General features: G+C 69.4%; 14 protein-coding genes and 2 tRNA genes. 11 read left to right on the plus strand and 5 right to left on the minus strand.

The annotated features are described in order from the left end of the window. Window positions 1–106: 106 nt before the first annotated feature. From gyrB to Sri02f_RS30685, 4 genes are all read left to right on the plus strand, one after another. On the plus strand, window positions 107–2,194 hold the full coding sequence (gyrB, locus tag Sri02f_RS30670) for a DNA topoisomerase (ATP-hydrolyzing) subunit B (RefSeq protein WP_109004589.1): 2,088 nt from the start codon (window positions 107–109) through the stop codon (window positions 2,192–2,194). Between the two features lie 42 nt (window positions 2,195–2,236). Next, window positions 2,237–4,831 (plus strand): DNA gyrase subunit A, encoded by a 2,595-nt coding sequence (gyrA, locus tag Sri02f_RS30675; protein ID WP_109004590.1) that lies wholly within the window; start codon window positions 2,237–2,239, stop codon window positions 4,829–4,831. An 18-nt stretch (window positions 4,832–4,849) separates the two neighbouring features. Then, window positions 4,850–5,644, plus strand: coding sequence for a DUF3566 domain-containing protein (locus Sri02f_RS30680; protein ID WP_109004591.1), 795 nt, complete (start codon window positions 4,850–4,852; stop codon window positions 5,642–5,644). Window positions 5,645–5,767: 123 nt separating this feature from the next. Next, window positions 5,768–5,841 (plus strand) — tRNA-Ile (locus Sri02f_RS30685). Window positions 5,842–6,160: 319 nt separating this feature from the next. Here Sri02f_RS30685 and Sri02f_RS30690 read toward each other — a convergent pair. Further along, entirely contained in the window at window positions 6,161–6,541 is a 381-nt protein-coding gene (locus Sri02f_RS30690; protein WP_109004592.1) for a DUF6344 domain-containing protein, read from the minus strand. Between the two features lie 348 nt (window positions 6,542–6,889). Here Sri02f_RS30690 and Sri02f_RS30695 point away from each other — a divergent pair, with 348 nt between their 5' ends. Beyond that, window positions 6,890–7,018, plus strand: coding sequence for a DLW-39 family protein (locus Sri02f_RS30695; RefSeq protein WP_003999697.1), 129 nt, complete (start codon window positions 6,890–6,892; stop codon window positions 7,016–7,018). Window positions 7,019–7,205: 187 nt separating this feature from the next. Continuing rightward, entirely contained in the window at window positions 7,206–8,795 is a 1,590-nt protein-coding gene (locus Sri02f_RS30700; protein ID WP_245970879.1) for a hypothetical protein, read from the plus strand. Here the strand turns inward: Sri02f_RS30700 and Sri02f_RS30705 are convergent. Together Sri02f_RS30705 and Sri02f_RS30715 are read right to left on the minus strand one after the other, a co-directional pair. After that, window positions 8,759–10,489: a serine/threonine-protein kinase gene (locus tag Sri02f_RS30705; RefSeq protein ID WP_109004593.1), complete on the minus strand. Its 1,731-nt coding sequence runs from the start codon at window positions 10,487–10,489 to the stop codon at window positions 8,759–8,761. The two genes, Sri02f_RS30700 and Sri02f_RS30705, sit on opposite strands and share 37 nt — an antisense overlap. Window positions 10,490–10,828: 339 nt before the next feature. Continuing rightward, window positions 10,829–11,377 carry a helix-turn-helix domain-containing protein gene (locus Sri02f_RS30715; protein ID WP_109004595.1) on the minus strand — a complete coding sequence of 183 codons (549 nt, stop codon included), beginning with the start codon at window positions 11,375–11,377 and terminating at the stop codon, window positions 10,829–10,831. Window positions 11,378–11,558: 181 nt separating this feature from the next. Here Sri02f_RS30715 and Sri02f_RS30720 point away from each other — a divergent pair. Continuing rightward, a tRNA-Ala gene (locus Sri02f_RS30720) sits at window positions 11,559–11,631 on the plus strand. Window positions 11,632–11,750: 119 nt separating this feature from the next. Here Sri02f_RS30720 and Sri02f_RS30725 read toward each other — a convergent pair. Next, entirely contained in the window at window positions 11,751–12,455 is a 705-nt protein-coding gene (locus tag Sri02f_RS30725) for a DUF5324 family protein (RefSeq protein ID WP_109004596.1), read from the minus strand. Window positions 12,456–12,817: 362 nt separating this feature from the next. Between Sri02f_RS30725 and Sri02f_RS30730 the strand changes: the two genes are divergently transcribed. Next, complete coding sequence (locus tag Sri02f_RS30730; RefSeq protein WP_109004597.1) at window positions 12,818–13,351, plus strand: peptidylprolyl isomerase; 534 nt, start codon at window positions 12,818–12,820, stop codon at window positions 13,349–13,351. A gap of 156 nt (window positions 13,352–13,507) precedes the next feature. Further along, entirely contained in the window at window positions 13,508–14,407 is a 900-nt protein-coding gene (locus tag Sri02f_RS30735; protein ID WP_109004598.1) for a rhomboid family intramembrane serine protease, read from the plus strand. Window positions 14,408–14,658: 251 nt separating this feature from the next. On the opposite strand, the gene crgA is transcribed toward Sri02f_RS30735, so the two are convergent. Next, on the minus strand, window positions 14,659–14,913 hold the full coding sequence (gene crgA, locus Sri02f_RS30740; RefSeq protein ID WP_069769324.1) for a cell division protein CrgA: 255 nt from the start codon (window positions 14,911–14,913) through the stop codon (window positions 14,659–14,661). Window positions 14,914–15,053: 140 nt separating this feature from the next. On the opposite strand from crgA, the gene Sri02f_RS30745 reads away from it, so the two are divergent. Next, window positions 15,054–15,890: a DUF881 domain-containing protein gene (locus Sri02f_RS30745; protein WP_109004599.1), complete on the plus strand. Its 837-nt coding sequence runs from the start codon at window positions 15,054–15,056 to the stop codon at window positions 15,888–15,890. A 33-nt stretch (window positions 15,891–15,923) separates the two neighbouring features. Beyond that, window positions 15,924–16,613 (plus strand): class E sortase, encoded by a 690-nt coding sequence (locus Sri02f_RS30750; protein WP_109004717.1) that lies wholly within the window; start codon window positions 15,924–15,926, stop codon window positions 16,611–16,613. The last annotated feature ends 12 nt before the right edge of the window (window positions 16,614–16,625 follow it).

The raw sequence follows: 16,625 nt of genomic DNA on the forward strand, positions 1-16,625 counted from the left end.
CGCCCCGAACGTGGGGACCGCCCGGGAAAAGCTGAGCAACGCTGATCAAGGCTTACCAACGCAACATGCCGCAGCCGCTCCGGCAACCCGCCGACGAGCCTGGCTGGTGCTGTGCCAGAAAGGGCGCTTCGTGGCCGATTCCGGCAACCCCAACGAGAACATCCCGTCCACCGACGCCGGCGCGAAGAGCGAGGCACCTGCCTCGTCGGGCCACGAGGTCACCGCCTCGTACGACGCCAGCGCCATTACCGTCCTCGAGGGCCTGGACGCCGTCCGCAAGCGACCCGGTATGTACATCGGTTCGACCGGTGAGCGCGGTCTGCACCACCTCGTGTACGAGGTCGTCGACAACTCGGTCGACGAGGCGCTGGCCGGGCACGCGGACACCATCGACGTGACGATCCTGGCCGACGGCGGAGTACGGGTCACCGACAACGGCCGCGGCATCCCGGTGGGCATCGTCGCCTCCGAGGGCAAGCCGGCCCTCGAGGTCGTGCTGACCGTGCTGCACGCGGGCGGCAAGTTCGGCGGCGGCGGCTACGCCGTCTCCGGCGGTCTGCACGGCGTCGGCGTCTCCGTCGTCAACGCGCTGTCGAGCAAGGTCGCCGTCGAGGTCAGGACCGAAGGCCACCGCTGGACGCAGGACTACAAGATGGGCGTCCCCACGGCGCCGCTGGCCAAGCACGAGGCCATCGAGGACACCGGCACGTCGGTCACCTTCTGGGCCGACGCCGACATCTTCGAGACGACCGAGTACTCCTTCGAGACGCTGTCGCGGCGCTTCCAGGAGATGGCGTTCCTCAACAAGGGCCTGACGATCAGGCTCACCGACGAGCGCGAGTCGGCGAAGGCCACCGCCGGGGCGGACGAGGCGGGTGCGGACGAGAAGGACGAGGTCAAGACCGTCACGTACCACTACGAGGGCGGCATCGTCGACTTCGTGAAGTACCTCAACTCCCGCAAGGGCGAAGCGGTGCACCCGACGGTCATCGACCTGGAGGCGGAGGACAAGGACAAGAGCCTGTCCCTCGAGGTCGCCATGCAGTGGAACAGCGGTTACAGCGAGGGCGTGTACTCCTTCGCCAACATCATCCACACGCATGAGGGCGGCACGCACGAGGAGGGCTTCCGCGCGGCGCTGACCAACCTGGTCAACAAGTACGCGCGCGACAAGAAGCTGCTGCGCGAGAAGGACGACAACCTCACGGGCGACGACATCCGCGAGGGTCTGACGGCGATCATCTCGGTCAAGCTGAGCGAGCCGCAGTTCGAGGGCCAGACCAAGACCAAGCTGGGCAACACGGAGGCCAAGACCTTCGTCCAGAAGGCCGTCTACGAGCACCTCAACGACTGGCTGGACCGCAACCCGGTCGAGGCCGCGGACATCGTCCGCAAGGGCATCCAGGCGGCCACCGCGCGCGTGGCGGCCCGCAAGGCCCGCGACCTGACGCGCCGCAAGGGGCTGCTGGAGTCGGCGTCGCTGCCGGGCAAGCTCTCCGACTGCCAGTCGAACGACCCCACCAAGTGCGAGATCTTCATCGTCGAGGGCGACTCCGCCGGCGGCTCGGCCAAGTCCGGCCGCAACCCGCAGTACCAGGCGATCCTCCCGATCCGGGGCAAGATCCTCAACGTCGAGAAGGCGCGGATCGACAAGATCCTGCAGAACCAGGAGATCCAGGCGCTGATCTCCGCCTTCGGCACGGGCGTGCACGAGGACTTCGACATCGAGAAGCTGCGCTATCACAAGATCATCCTGATGGCGGATGCCGACGTCGACGGCCAGCACATCAGCACCCTGCTGCTGACCTTCCTCTTCCGCTTCATGCGGCCGCTGGTCGAGGCCGGACACGTGTACCTCTCCCGTCCGCCGCTCTACAAGATCAAGTGGGGCCGGGACGACATCGAGTACGCCTACTCCGACCGCGAGCGCGACGCGCTGATCGAGATGGGCCGCCAGCGCGGCAAGCGGGTGCGCGAGGACTCGATCCAGCGCTTCAAGGGCCTCGGCGAGATGAACGCCGAGGAGCTGCGCATCACCACGATGGACCAGGAGCACCGCGTCCTCGGCCAGGTCACCCTGGACGACGCCGCCCAGGCCGACGACCTGTTCTCCGTCCTCATGGGCGAGGACGTCGAGGCGCGCCGCGCCTTCATCCAGCGCAACGCCAAGGACGTCCGCTTCCTCGACATCTGAGTCGGTCTCAGCTGACCGCACCAGGAAGGATCCTCACCAGCAATGACCGACGAGAACACTCCCGTCACCCCTGAAGAGGGCGGCGACATCGCCATGCGCATCGAGCCCGTCGGGCTCGAGACGGAGATGCAGCGCTCGTACCTCGACTACGCGATGTCCGTCATCGTCTCCCGCGCGCTGCCGGACGTCCGCGACGGCCTCAAGCCCGTCCACCGCCGGGTGCTGTACGCGATGTACGACGGCGGCTACCGGCCCGAGCGCGGCTTCTACAAGTGCGCCCGCGTCGTCGGCGACGTCATGGGCAACTACCACCCGCACGGCGACAGTTCGATCTACGACGCTCTGGTGCGGCTCGCCCAGCCGTGGTCGATGCGCATGCCGCTGGTGGACTCCAACGGCAACTTCGGCTCGCCGGGCAACGACCCGGCGGCGGCCATGCGGTACACCGAGTGCAAGATGGCGCCGCTGTCGATGGAGATGGTTCGCGACATCGACGAGGAGACCGTCGACTTCACGGACAACTACGACGGCCGCTCCAAGGAGCCGACCGTCCTGCCGGCCCGTTTCCCGAACCTGCTGATCAACGGCTCGGCCGGCATCGCGGTCGGCATGGCGACCAACATCCCCTCGCACAACCTGCGCGAGGTCGCGTCCGGCGCCCAGTGGTACCTGGAGAACCCGGAGGCCTCCCACGAGGAGCTCCTGGACGCGCTGATGGAGCGCATCAAGGGCCCCGACTTCCCGACCGGCGCGCTCGTCGTGGGCCGCAAGGGCATCGAGGAGGCGTACCGCACGGGCCGCGGCTCGATCACCATGCGGGCCGTCGTCGCGGTCGAGGAGATCCAGAACCGCCAGTGCCTGGTGGTCACCGAGCTGCCCTACCAGGTCAACCCGGACAACCTCGCCCAGAAGATCGCCGACCTGGTGAAGGATGGCAAGGTCGGCGGCATCGCGGACGTCCGCGACGAGACCTCCTCGCGCACGGGCCAGCGTCTGGTCATCGTCCTCAAGAGGGACGCGGTCGCCAAGGTCGTCCTGAACAACCTGTACAAGCACACGGACCTGCAGACGAACTTCGGCGCCAACATGCTGGCGCTCGTCGACGGCGTTCCGCGCACCCTGTCCCTCGACGCGTTCATCCGCCACTGGGTGACGCACCAGATCGAGGTCATCGTCCGCCGTACGCGCTTCCGGCTGCGCAAGGCCGAGGAGCGGGCGCACATCCTGCGCGGCCTGCTGAAGGCCCTGGACGCCATCGACGAGGTCATCGCGCTGATCCGGCGCAGCGACACCGTCGACATCGCGCGCACGGGCCTGATGCAGCTCCTGGAGATCGACGAGATCCAGGCCAACGCCATCCTCGAGATGCAGCTGCGCCGACTGGCCGCCCTGGAGCGCCAGAAGATCATCCAGGAGCACGACGAGCTCCAGGCGAAGATCACCGAGTACAACGCGATCCTCGCGTCCCCGGTGCGCCAGCGCGGCATCGTGAGCGAGGAACTGGCCGCGATCGTCGAGAAGTACGGCGACGACCGCAAGACGATGCTGGTGCCCTACGACGGTGACATGTCCATCGAGGACCTCATCGCCGAGGAGGACATCGTCGTCACCGTCACGCGCGGGGGCTACGTCAAGCGCACGAAGACGGACGACTACCGCGCCCAGAAGCGCGGCGGCAAGGGCGTGCGCGGCGCGAAGCTGAAGGAAGACGACATCGTCGACCACTTCTTCGTCTCCACCACGCACCACTGGCTGCTCTTCTTCACCAACAAGGGACGCGTCTACCGGGCCAAGGCGTACGAGCTGCCCGACGCCGGGCGGGACGCGCGCGGCCAGCACGTCGCGAACCTGCTGGCCTTCCAGCCGGACGAGGCGATCGCCGAGATCCTGGCGATCCGCACCTACGAGGTGGCGCCGTACCTGGTCCTGGCCACCAAGGGCGGACTGGTCAAGAAGACGCCTCTGAAGGATTACGATTCGCCGCGTTCCGGTGGCGTCATCGCGATCAACCTCCGTGAGACGGAGGACGGTTCCGACGACGAACTGATCGGAGCCGAACTCGTGTCGGCCGACGACGATCTGCTTCTGATCAGCAAGAAGGCACAGTCGATCAGGTTCACGGCCACGGACGAAAGCCTGCGGCCCATGGGCCGCGCGACCTCGGGCGTCAAGGGCATGAGCTTCCGCGAGGGAGACCAGCTGCTCTCGATGAATGTTGTTCGACCCGGTACGTTCGTGTTCACTGCCACAGACGGCGGGTACGCGAAGCGCACCGCCGTCGACGAGTACCGCGTCCAGGGTCGCGGCGGCCTCGGCATCAAGGCCGCCAAGATCGTCGAGGACCGTGGTTCTCTCGTCGGCGCGCTGGTGGTCGAGGAGACCGACGAGATCCTCGCCATCACGCTGGGCGGCGGTGTGATTCGTACGCGAGTCAACGAGATCAGGGAGACGGGCCGTGACACCATGGGCGTCCAACTGATCAACCTGGGCAAGCGCGATGCCGTCGTCGGTATCGCACGTAACGCCGAGGCGGGGCGCGAGGCGGAGGAGGTCGACGGCGACATCGCCGTCGACGAGACCGCCGACGGAGCCACGACCGCCGGCACGGACGAGGGTGAGGCGCCCTCGCCCGAGTAGCACGAGGAGTGAGTCATCGTGAGCGGAGCCACGGGCGCCGGTACGTCTGCCGGTACGGACAAGAGCGGCGGCGGCCGTGGCTCCGCCTCGCCCGAGGGGGACGCGCGTACGACCGACGCGCGGGGCACGGGGGGCGCCGAGGGTCGTGCGGCGGACACCCACACGACCCAGCTGAAGGCCATCAAGGCGCCCGTGGCCGGCTCGCCCTCCTCCCCCTCGCCCTCGACCGACACACAAGGCTCGAAGGGATCCCAGGGGGGAACCGTGACGGACACCCGAGGCTCACAGGCCAAGCAGCCCGAGGCGTCGCCGCTCCCCGGTGAGCGGCAGCCGCAGCAGCCCACCGGGCCCTACCACCCGCCGCAGGCCTACCCGCCGCAGGCGGCCCCGGCCACGGCCGGCGCGGTACGCAGGCCCCGGACCGGCGCCCGCACCGCGCCCCGCGTCCGCAAGGCGCGGCTGCGCGTGGCCAAGGCCGACCCGTGGTCGGTGATGAAGGTCAGCTTCCTGCTCTCCATCGCCCTGGGCATCTGCACGATCGTCGCGGCCGCCGTGCTGTGGATGGTCATGGACGCGATGGGCGTCTTCTCGACGGTCGGCGGCACGATCTCGGAGGCGACCGGCTCCAACGAGTCGAACGGCTTCGACCTCCAGTCGTTCCTGTCGCTCCCCCACGTCCTGATGTTCACGGCGATCATCGCGGTCATCGACGTCGTCCTCGCGACGGCCCTGGCGACCCTCGGCGCGTTCATCTACAACCTCTCCGCGGGCTTCGTCGGAGGCGTCGAGTTGACGCTGGCCGAGGACGAGTGACCTGAGCGTCCCAACGGCTGCGCACCCCCGCCGAGAGCCCCGCGACTATCGATTTTGGGACTGCCCAGGTCGTGCGCTAATCTTCAGGAGTCAGCGCGCGGGACACACACCGCAGAGCGCGGCGGGGCTATAGCTCAGTTGGTTAGAGCGCATCCCTGATAAGGATGAGGCCACAGGTTCAAATCCTGTTAGCCCCACATGCGAGAAGACCCCCGGTCCAGTGGACCGGGGGTCTTTTGTCAGCCATGTCTGTACACCAGCGGCTGACACCAGCGGCTGACACCAACGGCCGCGAACACGGTCGGGTTCCGGCGTGCTTCAGCGGCCGGCGTGTAGCCCCACATGCGAGAAGACCCCTGGACCATCATCGGTCCGGGGGGTTTTGTGTGAGTGGGCAGCGTGGGGGGACGTGGCGAAGGCCCGGGGGCTCCTGGGGGGAGCTGCCGGGCCTGTCCATGCGGGCTGTACGCAAGTTCGCCGTTACGTCTACGTCGGGGTCGGGAAGGCGCAGGGGGCTCAGCGCTGGAGGGGGACGGCCGGCTCGGCGAGTTCGGCCGGCTCACAGGAGGACGCGCTCTGCGCGGCCTGGTCCGTGTCGGGGAGGCCGCGGTGGCGGCAGCTGGGGGACTTCCCGTGGGCCTCGGCCCGGATGCGCTGCTTCATCGTGGGCGGAAGGGAGCGGGCCTGGGACCAGAGCCAGGGCGACGAGGCCGTCGGCCAGTCCGGCGTGTGCGCGGTGGTCGCGCTCTCACCGGTGTGCGCCGGTTCGGTGCGCGCCGGCTCGGTCTGCGCCGTCGCCGAGGCGGCGGTCGTCGTGATCAGTCCGAGCGCCGTGCACAGCGCCAGAACGGCGGTGACGATGGCGGTCCACAGCTTCATGACCCGGTTCTCGGTCATGGCCCCTCACTTTCGGGTTGGGCGATTTGCGTACTTTCCTCATGATGTGTATGGACGCCGCGAAGTGGTGGACCGACGCTCGTGGCGTGGCGTTGTTCCGATGAACACCACCCGTATGGCCGCAAAGGCGTGGAAAACGGGAGGAGAAGTAACTTTCATGGCGGTGTCGGGCGAAAATCACCCTCTGTGGAGGTGTGATCACCCTCCGATCGGAGCGGCGCCGTCCGCCCCTACTGCGCTGCCGAAGGCGGGAGTTGGGGGCGGGACGCAGGTCACCGATCGGTATCGGTCGGTGTGTATAGTCGGGCGCCAGAGGTCCCCAACGTCAAGGAAAGACGAGGTCGCGCGGTGAAGAAGCTTCTCCTGGTCGCACTGGCCGCTATCGGCGGGCTCCTCGTGTACCGCCAGATCCAGGCGGATCGCGCCGAGCAGGATCTGTGGACGGAGGCGACTGACTCCGTGCCTACGGGTTCGTGAGTATCGATACCGAAGACTGAGCAGACCCCGGCCGCCGTAGCGGTCGGGGTTTTGTGTTCTGTGTTGCGCGAGCGCCCGAGCCGAGTTAACGCGGGCTTTTCGGACGGCCGTACGCAATGCACGGGTGCCGCGGGCGCGGGCGGGGCAGGATGGCCCACGTTCGGTCGAAGGCGAGGGGGCGGGGTCGATGGGCCGGCGTGCGGGGCGGCGTGGCGGGCGTGGCGTCGGCGGGTGGCGCGCCGTCGTACGGATCACGGCCGTGGGCGCGGCGCTCTGCGCGTCGTCGGCGACGCTGCCCGGACCGGACGCCGTGGCAGCGCCGGACGTCACGTCCTACGCCTTCTCCGACGACGTCCGCACCGTCCAGCCGGCCACGGGCACCACCCGGGCCGCAGCGCTGACGCCCGGCGCCACCTACCGGAGCTCCCTCTCCCTCCCCTCCCCGACCGGAAGCGAGGGCCAGGCCCCGGACGGGAGCCAGGGGCAGCAACAAGGACAAGGACAAGGGCAAGGGCAAGGGCAAGAGGGAAAGACGGGGGGAGAGGTCGCGAGGGCCTACTTCCGGCTCGAACTCGACGACGTCTCGAACGTCTACGTCGCCGTGACGGCCATCCCACGCGCGGGATCGAAGCTCGCCGTCGGCGACGGGATCACCGTTTCCGTGCAGGACGCCGACAGCACCCCCTGCTCCCGCGACACGGCGATCATCGGGGCGTCCAAGAGCCCGCAGCCGATCACGGCGTGGGGAGCCCGCGAGCTACTCCCGGGCAGAGGGACGTGCCAGGGGGCCGGGACGTACTACGTCATCGTCGAACGCACCAGAACCAGAGCCGGAACGAGCGCCGGAACCGAAGCCGGAACGAGCGCCGGAACCGAAGCCGGAACGAGCGCCGGAACCGGTGCCGGAACTGGTACTGGTGCCGGTACCGGTGTCGGTGAGGAGCCGTGGGAGCTGGAGATCGCGCCCGTCTCCGAGCCGGCGCTCAAGCGGGCGGTGGCCACGAGAGTGCCCGAGGAGTGGGACTCCGCCACCCCCACACCGCCCACCGGCGCACCGGCGGCCGTCCGGGGCGGGGCCGGCTTCGCCAAGGCGACGGCCGTCGAACAGGGTGTCTGGCGCGACGAGATCGCCCCCGGGCAGACCCTCTTCTACAAGGTCCCCCTCGACTGGGGTCGTCAGGTGTCCGCCTCCGTCGGCCTGGGCAGCGCGGACAAGGACTCCGGGTACGTGGTCGACGCCCTGGACATGACGCTCTACAACCCGGTGCGAGCCGAGGTCAAGGACGCGAGCGTCGGTTACGGCGGCCGTCAGAAGTCGGCGGCGCTGACGCCCGTACCGCCGGTCAGGTACGTCAACCGGTACGCCTCCGCGAGCACGACGAAGGCCCTGCGGTTCGCCGGCTCCTACTACCTCGTGGTGCACCTCGCCGCACAGGTCGGCGAACGCTTCGGAGCGGGCCCCTACGGGCTGACCCTGCGCGTTCGGGTCGACGGGAGCACACAGGCCGCCCCGGACTACGCGGGACGATCGGCGCCACGCGGGTTCTTCGACGTCGGCCCGCGCGATCCCGAGCTCTCGGCCGGGCCGGGACTGACGAGCGGTGACGCCGCCGGAGGCGGTGGAGCGTCGGACGGCGACCCCGCGATGAAGGCGGTCGCCGTGGGCGGCCTCGGCGCCGGAAGCGTGCTGCTGGCGGTGCTCGGAGCCTGGACGCTGACCGCTCGGCGCAGGGCCGCGGCTCAGATGCGCGCCAACGCCCAGAACCCCACGGCGTAGCAGGCCAGCGCGAGGAGCAGCATCGGCACCGCGACCTTCGCGGGCGGGCCGGGACGCCCACGGCGCACGGCCCGGTGTCCTCGTCGACGTCCGTGCTGCGAGACCTGGGAGACCTGCGGGGCTTGCGGGGCTTCTTGAGGTACCTGGGAAGGCTGGTAGGGCTGGAGGTTTCCCGGGTCCTGCGCGGTGTACGAGGCGGTGGAGGAATCCGGGTGGTGGCCGCCGCGGGAGGGCGGTGCGAACGTCGGCTCCGGCGCGTAGGAGGGGGCGGGGGAGCCGGGAGGGGCGTGGTGCGGCGGGGCCGGCAGGGGCGCGGACGGCGGCGCGTACGCGGGCGGACGGGGCGCGGGGGACAGCATCGGCGTGGGCGGGGGCGTGTGTGTGGGCGGGTGCGAGGGCGTCGGCGTGGGGGAGGAGGTCCCCGTCGGCTGCGGTGGCGGCAGATGGAAGCTTCCGGTGTCCGACATGGAGGGATGCCCCGCCCGCCGTGGGTCGATCGGCACGGAATCGGTGCCGGGCCACGCCGAACCGGAACCCGTGCTGTCGACACCACCGCTCCCGTTCATGGGAGCGGCCCCGGCCCTGGCACCGAACCCGGCACCGAACCCGGTGCCGGCACCGGTGCCGGACGGAGCGCCGGCACCGGGCCACGCAGTACCGGAGGGAAGGGATCCGCTGCCCGCAGGGGCTGACCCGGGGGCGATCGTTTCCGACCGCGAGGGCAGAGATCCGGCGTCCGGACGGGCCGTGCCAGGAGCGGCGCCGACAGCTGCACCGGGTCGAGTGGGCGGGGAGGCGGCGTCCCGCGAGGAGGCCGAGGGGCCTTCCGGACCGAACCCCGGCGGGAGAGGCCCCAGTTGGTCGAAGATCTCGATCATCTCGTCGTCCGGGCCCGGCTCGGGCAGCAGCTCGACGGCGGCGGCGAGCGCCTTGCGCGCCCCCGTGGCCGAGCGGAAACGTGCCTGCGGGTCCGGTTGCAGCAGCGTGGCCACGACCTGCCAGAGCGGCTCCGGAACGGTCTTGGGAGCGCTCGGCGTCCCGTGTTCCGCGAAGTACTGCACGAGCGCCTTGGCGTCGGGCTTGGCGCCCTCCAGCAGATACAGCGCCACCAGGCCGACGGCGAACAGGTCGGCGGGGAAGTCCGGATCGGCGCCCAGCATCTGCTCCGGCGCGAGGTAACCGGGCGTCCCCACCACGAGATTGGTGTCCGTCAGGCGGGGCTCGCCCAACCGCATCGCGATGCCGAAGTCGGAGAGCCGCAGCCGCGGCCGGCCCGTACCGGTGGCCTCCAGCAGGATGTTGGCCGGTTTGATGTCACGGTGCACGACGCCTTCCGCGTGGACCGCCGTCAGCCCGGCCAGCAACTGATCGAGCAGGGTGCACACGAACACCGGCGGCAGCGGCCCGTAGTCGTTCACGAGGTGGACCAGCGAGCCCCCCGCGACCAGGTCCATCGTGAACAGGACCTTGTCGTCGTCGGCGGCCCAGCTGGCGGGAGCGAGCACATGGGGATGGTCGATCCGCAGCGCCTGCTCGCGCACGAAGCGCAGCAGCGCGTGCGCGTCGCTCTGCTGAAGCACCTTGGCGGCCACGTAGCGGCGCCGGCGGTGGTCCCAGGCGCGCCAGACCGCGCCCACCCCTCCCCGGCCGATCGGGTCGGCCAGTTCGTACCGTGCGGCGAAGACCTCACCCATGGCAGTGCGTCGCTCCTCCCCCTCGGTCCCCCTGATCCCGCTGGTCCCTCTGATCCCGCTGGTCCCTCTGATCCCGCTGGTCCCTCTGATCCCGCTGGTCCCTCTGATCCCGTTTCTCTCTGGTCCCGCGTCTCCCCCGGTCACGTTGGCCCCCGGTCCCTTACGAGGGGCTCCTCTTCTGCCACTTCCCCCGTGCGGAGCGATACGACCCCCCGTGGCGAGCTGCACGACCCCCCGTGCGCGCCGCCGTGCCACGTCGTACCGTCCTTCGACCGCAGTCCCCCGACCGCTCGCCGACCACCCGGCTGCCGAACCCCCTTCGGCGACCGGGCCGAGGGATCAGTTCTGGTGGGACTGGTAGTGCGCGACCGCGTCGGAGGTCCGGCCCGCGCCGTACACCCGGAGGAACTCTGCCAGTTCCGGGTGGCTCGGGGCGAGGGTGTCCGCGGCCTCGATGATGTCGCCCGCGGCGGCCACAGAGCGCAGCAGGGACTGGATCTCGCGGACCACCCGCTTGACTGTGGGCGCCCCCGAACTGTTCGTCGTGTGTGTGGTGTTGCTGAGCACCGAACCCCCCTGGGAGCGCTTGATCTCGTCCATGCGCTCGGTCGCCTCGGCGGCGCTGACGCTGCCGTCCGCGACCTGCGCCGCCAACTCCTGCAGCAGCTGCACCCGCTGCACCACCGCCGGGTTTCCGATCTTCGCCCGCTGACCGCTCATCAGCTGCGACAGCATCGGCGCCGAAAGTCCCAGCACCCCCGCGAGACGAGCCTGGTTGAGACCAAGATCGTCGATGAGCTTACGGAAGAGCGCCCCCAGCGGCTCCCCGTACCAGTTCCGCTGCAGTTCCCGCGCTCTCGCGGTCGCTTCCTGCTGTGCGGCGTCCATTGCGTCTCCCCATCGCTTCCCCAGAAACGCGGTTCGCTGTAGCGAACCGCGTTTCTGCATCTTACGGAGAGTGGTCATCCGCGGGGACCCCCCTTCTTTTTGCGAGATACCCCGGGTGACCCGGTACTCTTGTCTGCGGCGCCCGCCGGTACGAACTCTGCACCGGACGGACGTCTGTCGAGGGGCCTTAGCTCAGTTGGTAGAGCGCTGTCTTTGCATGGCAGATGTCAGGGGTTCGACTCCCCTAGGCTCCACACGAAGAAGACCCCTCCTACCTGCGTAGACGCAGATGGGAGGGGTCTTCGGCGTGACAGGGGCGGTGTGCGGGAGCCGCTGCGCCGTCCGCGCCGCGGTCGTGCCCGGCGGCGGCCGCTCAGGGGCGGTCGTCGCGATGCGCGGCCTCCTCCTCGGCCTGCTTGGCCTGCACCTCGGGGTCCAGGGCGGAGGGGTCCTCGCTGCCGTCCACGGCGGTCAGACCGCCCGAGGCGGGAACCTCCGTGGCCGCGGGCGGCTCGACGAGCCAGTCCGGGTTCGCCTGCTTGTCCCACCACTTCCAGGCCGCGAAGGCGCCGCCGCCGACCACACCGATCACGGCGAGGACCTTGGCGAGCTTGCCCGCCTTGGCGCGACGCCGGTGCTTGCGCACCAGCTTCTCGATCTCCTTGGGCGTCACCTGACCGCGCAGAGCGGCCAGCGCGGCGACGCCACGAGCGGCGGCCTCTTCCTTCACGGGTCCGGCCGCGGCGACCGCCTGCTCGATCCGCGGTCGGGAGTAGTCGGCCGCCTGCCGTGCGGCCAGGCGGGTACGGGCGGCCGCTTCCTGTGCGGCCAGGTCGACCTTCGGCGGGACATGCGTCTTCGCTTGCTCCAGGCGCGGGGCGACGTGGGCGTCATACTGCACGCGGGCCTGTTCGGCGGCCTGCGACACCTTGGGCGCGAGCCGTACGCGGGCCTCATGCGCGTAAAGCGCGGCCCGCTCCTTGGCCGTGTCGGCGTAAGGCGCCACCACTTCCGCGGCGTGCAGCACGCTGTCCTTCGCCGAGCCGGTCGCGGCGCGCACGCTGTCGATGCGGGTCACGTGTTCCTCCTCCTCGGTGGCGTACGGTATTTCGACTTTCCACCCTTTTACGGATCATGCCTGCCGAGGGCCTTCTCGGCATGTGTGGACACGCATCCGGGTGCCGATCCCGGGCGGATCATGGGCAGATAACGGGATACGGCGGATGTATTCGGTTCGGATGCGGGCAATGGCAGCAGAGAGCCGACAGAACGACAAAGCCGACGATGCCACGGATCGGCCCCGACCGCTCCCGTCCTGGGCGACTCGGACGCAATTCCGTACCCGATCCGTCGGTTCCCGTCCCGGAACGAGTCGTCCGGCCTCGCCCGCCCCGCGCCGTGCGAGGATCGGGGCGTCACAGGAACAACGGAAGGCAGATCGTGGCCGAGCAGCTGTACGCCACCCTGAAGACCAACCACGGCGACATCGAGATCCGGCTCTTCCCGGACCACACCCCGAAGACGGTCAAGAACTTCGTCGAACTCGCCACCGGCGAGCGGGCATGGGTCAACCCCGAGACGGGTGCGAAGTCCACGGACAAGCTGTACGACGGCACGGTCTTCCACCGGGTGATCAGCGGATTCATGATCCAGGGCGGTGACCCGCTCGGCAACGGCACCGGCGGTCCCGGCTACCAGTTCGAGGACGAGTTCCACCCGGACCTGCGCTTCGACCGGCCCTACCTGCTGGCCATGGCCAACGCCGGCCCGGCCACCAACGGCTCGCAGTTCTTCATCACCGTCTCGCCCACGGCCTGGCTGACCCGCAAGCACACCATCTTCGGCGAGGTCACCGACGCGGCGAGCCAGAAGGTCGTGGACACGATCGCCGCCACCCAGACCAACCCGCGCACCGACCGCCCCCTGAAGGACGTCGTCATCGAGTCGGTCGTCGTCGAGACCCGCCAGGTCTGAGCCGGGCCCAGGGCCGAGCGCCGTCCTGGGCGGGATCCTGGGCGGGACGTGCCCGCCCGGCCCCCGGGGAACCATGCGCCCTGTTCATCCGTAAGGATGGGCAGGGCGGTTCCTTTCCGACCACGCCGCCTCGCACGACTCATTTGGGGGAGCCCCATGGACCAGGCGCCTGGCAGCCGGCAGGACGACGCCCACAACGGCCTGCCCGTCTGCTACCGGCACCCCGACCGGGAGACCGGCGTCCGCTGCACCCGCTGCGAGCGCCCGATCTGTCCCGAGTGCATGGTCAGCGCCTCCGTAGGCTTCCAGTGCCCGAACTGCGTCCGCGAGGGCTCCGGCACGGGCCACGCGCCCGACGCCGCACAGCCCCGCACCGTCGCGGGGGGCGCCATCGCCGCCGATCCCCATCTGGTCACCAAGATCCTCGTCGGTCTCAACCTCGCGCTGTTCCTGGTCCAGCAGGCCGTCGGCGAGAGCTTCACCGAGCGCTTCGAGCTGATCGGCCGCGCGATCATGCCGGCCCTCGGCTACGGCGCGTTGCAGGGCGTCGCCGAGGGGCAGTGGTACCGGCTGCTGACCTCGATGTTCCTGCACCTGAGCTATATCCACATCCTGTCCAACATGCTCAGCCTGTGGTGGATCGGCGGTCCGCTCGAACGGGCCCTCGGCCGGGCCCGCTACCTCGCTGTGTACCTCGTGTCCGGCCTGGCCGGCGGCGCGCTGACGTATCTGATCGCCGCGCCCAACGAGGCCTCGCTCGGCGCCTCCGGCGCCATCTTCGGCCTGTTCGGGGCGCTCGTCGTGCTCGTGCGCCGGCAGCGCCTCGACATGCGGCCGGTCATCGCGCTGCTGGTGATCAACCTGGTCATCACGTTCGGCTGGTCCGGAATCGCCTGGCAGGCGCACATCGGCGGCCTGGTCGCCGGTCTGGTCGTCGGCGCCGCCATGGTCTACGCCCCGCGCGAGCGCCGTGCCCTGATCCAGTACGGGGCGTGTGCGCTGATGCTGGCGGTCGTCCTCGTCGTGACGCTCCTGAGGACTGCTCAGCTCACCTGAGCGCTTCGTTGTCCACAGTCTGTTCCGAATCTTGTGCACAACGTGCGGGAACAACTGTGCCCCCTGGCATGGACCCGTGTTCGTGCAGGTCAAGCAGGGGGCGAACAGCCATTCGAGTGAGGGTGGCGGCCGGTACTTCCGTCACACCGGCGTCAACCTCCGATGGGTTATCCACAGATCGTCTTTCTTTTCCCCATGTGGAAAACCTCTGTGGATAACTCAGTGGATAGCCCTGGGCAGAGCTGGTCGCACTACTTCCACTGGGTGGAGACGCCGAAGCCGGCGGCGATGAACCCGAAGCCCACGACGATGTTCCAGTTGTCCAGCTGGTCGATGGGCAGCGAGCCGTCGGTGACGTAGAAGACCACGATCCAGGCCAGTCCGATGAGGAACATGGCCAGCATCACGGGCGCGACCCAGGCGCGGCTGTTCAGCTTGATCGCGGTCGCCTGCTTCGCCGGCGGCGGCGTGTAGTCGGCCTTCTTGCGGATACGTGACTTCGGCACGAGGGTCTCTCCTGTCGATGCGCTGCGTGGCCGCGCAGATGCTGGGTCGGGCTCGGGGGCTGCGTACTAGGGGACTGAGGGGCTCCCCCGGGCGTCCGTTAGCGTAGTGCTTCTACGGCGCTGAAGGAGATAAGGGTACGTTGAGCAATTCTGCCGACTCCCCCCGGACGGGATCAACGGGTTCCACCCCGGATCCCGCTCCCGTTACCGCTCCCGTTCCCTCCCCCGCCCCCTCGGCCGGCCGCCGGGGTGGTTTCCGGCCCGTGCGCCTGCTCACCATGGGCGTCTTCGCCCTCGCCGGACTGCTGTTCTTCACCAGCTTCACCACCGCCAAGGGCACCAACATCCGCACGGACGCCTCCCTGCTGAAACTGTCCGACCTCATCCAGGACCGCAGCCAGAAGAACGGTGAGCTGGACGCGACGAACGGCGCCCTGCGCGACGACGTGGAGACGCTCGCCGAAGCCGACGACGGCAGCACGAAGGCCCAGGACGACAAGCTCGCCGGCCTGGAGAAGAGCGCGGGCACCCAGAAGGTCAAGGGCAAGGCGATCACCGTCACGCTCAACGACGCCCCACCGAACGCCACGGCCAAGCTGCCCGGCTATCCGGAGCCGCAGCCCGACTACCTGGTCATCCACCAGCAGGATCTGCAGGCCGTGGTGAACGCGCTGTGGCTGGGCGGCGCCCAGGGCATCAAGGTCATGGACCAGCGGCTGATCTCCACCAGCGCGGTGCGCTGCGTCGGCAACACCCTGATTCTGCAGGGGCGCGTCTACTCGCCGCCGTACAAGATCCAGGCGGTCGGCGATCCGCAGAAGCTGCAGCAGGCGCTCGCGGACGCCCCGTCGATCCAGAACTACATGGTCTACGTGAACGTGTACGGCCTCGGCTGGAAAGTCACCGAGGACGGGACGGTGACTCTGCCGGGCTACTCGGGCACAGTGGATCTGCACTACGCCAAGCCTGTGGAGTAGTCGAGCGGCGGCCGCCGGGGGGCGCCTGTGTCGGTGCGGGTGATCGTCAGGACGTTCAGCGAGCTGTGCATCACCGTCGGGGCCGTCATCGTCCTGTTCGTCGTCTACGTGCTGTTCTGGACCGGCGTGCGGGCCGACCGGGCCATGGACGACCAGATCGCCGCCCTGCACGACCAGTGGGCCCGGCAGACTCCGCGAGCCGCCCCGAGCACGAGCGCCGGCGCCGGGGCGGCGGCTGCTGCGACGCCGTACCGCGACGGCAGGCCCTTCGCGGTGATGTACATCCCGCGTCTTGGTTTCACGTGGAACAAGCCGGTGCTGGAGGACACGGCGACCGGCACCCTGGAGAAGGGGCTGGGGCACTACAAGGGGACCGCCCGGCTCGGGCAGACGGGTAACTTCTCCGTCGCGGGCCACCGGCGGACCTATGGCGATCCTTTCAAGGACTTCCCCGAGCTCAGGCGGGGTGACGCGGTGGTGCTGACGGACGGGACCACGTGGTTCACGTATCGGATCGACGAAGGCCCTTACAAAACCGTGCCCTCGGACGTCGAGGTGATCGACCCTGTGCCACGTAAGTCGGGGTATACGCGTCCGGGCCGGTACCTGACGCTGACCACGTGCGATCCGGAATGGGGGCACAGTCACCGGCTGATCGTCTGGGCGCATCTGGACTCCACACAGCCTGTGGAGGCAGGCGAACCGAGGGCTCTGCGCCGTTAGTCTGGTGGCGTA

Origin of the sequence: Streptomyces rishiriensis (genome assembly GCF_003112535.1) — a bacterium.
GTDB lineage: Bacteria > Actinomycetota > Actinomycetes > Streptomycetales > Streptomycetaceae > Streptomyces > Streptomyces rishiriensis.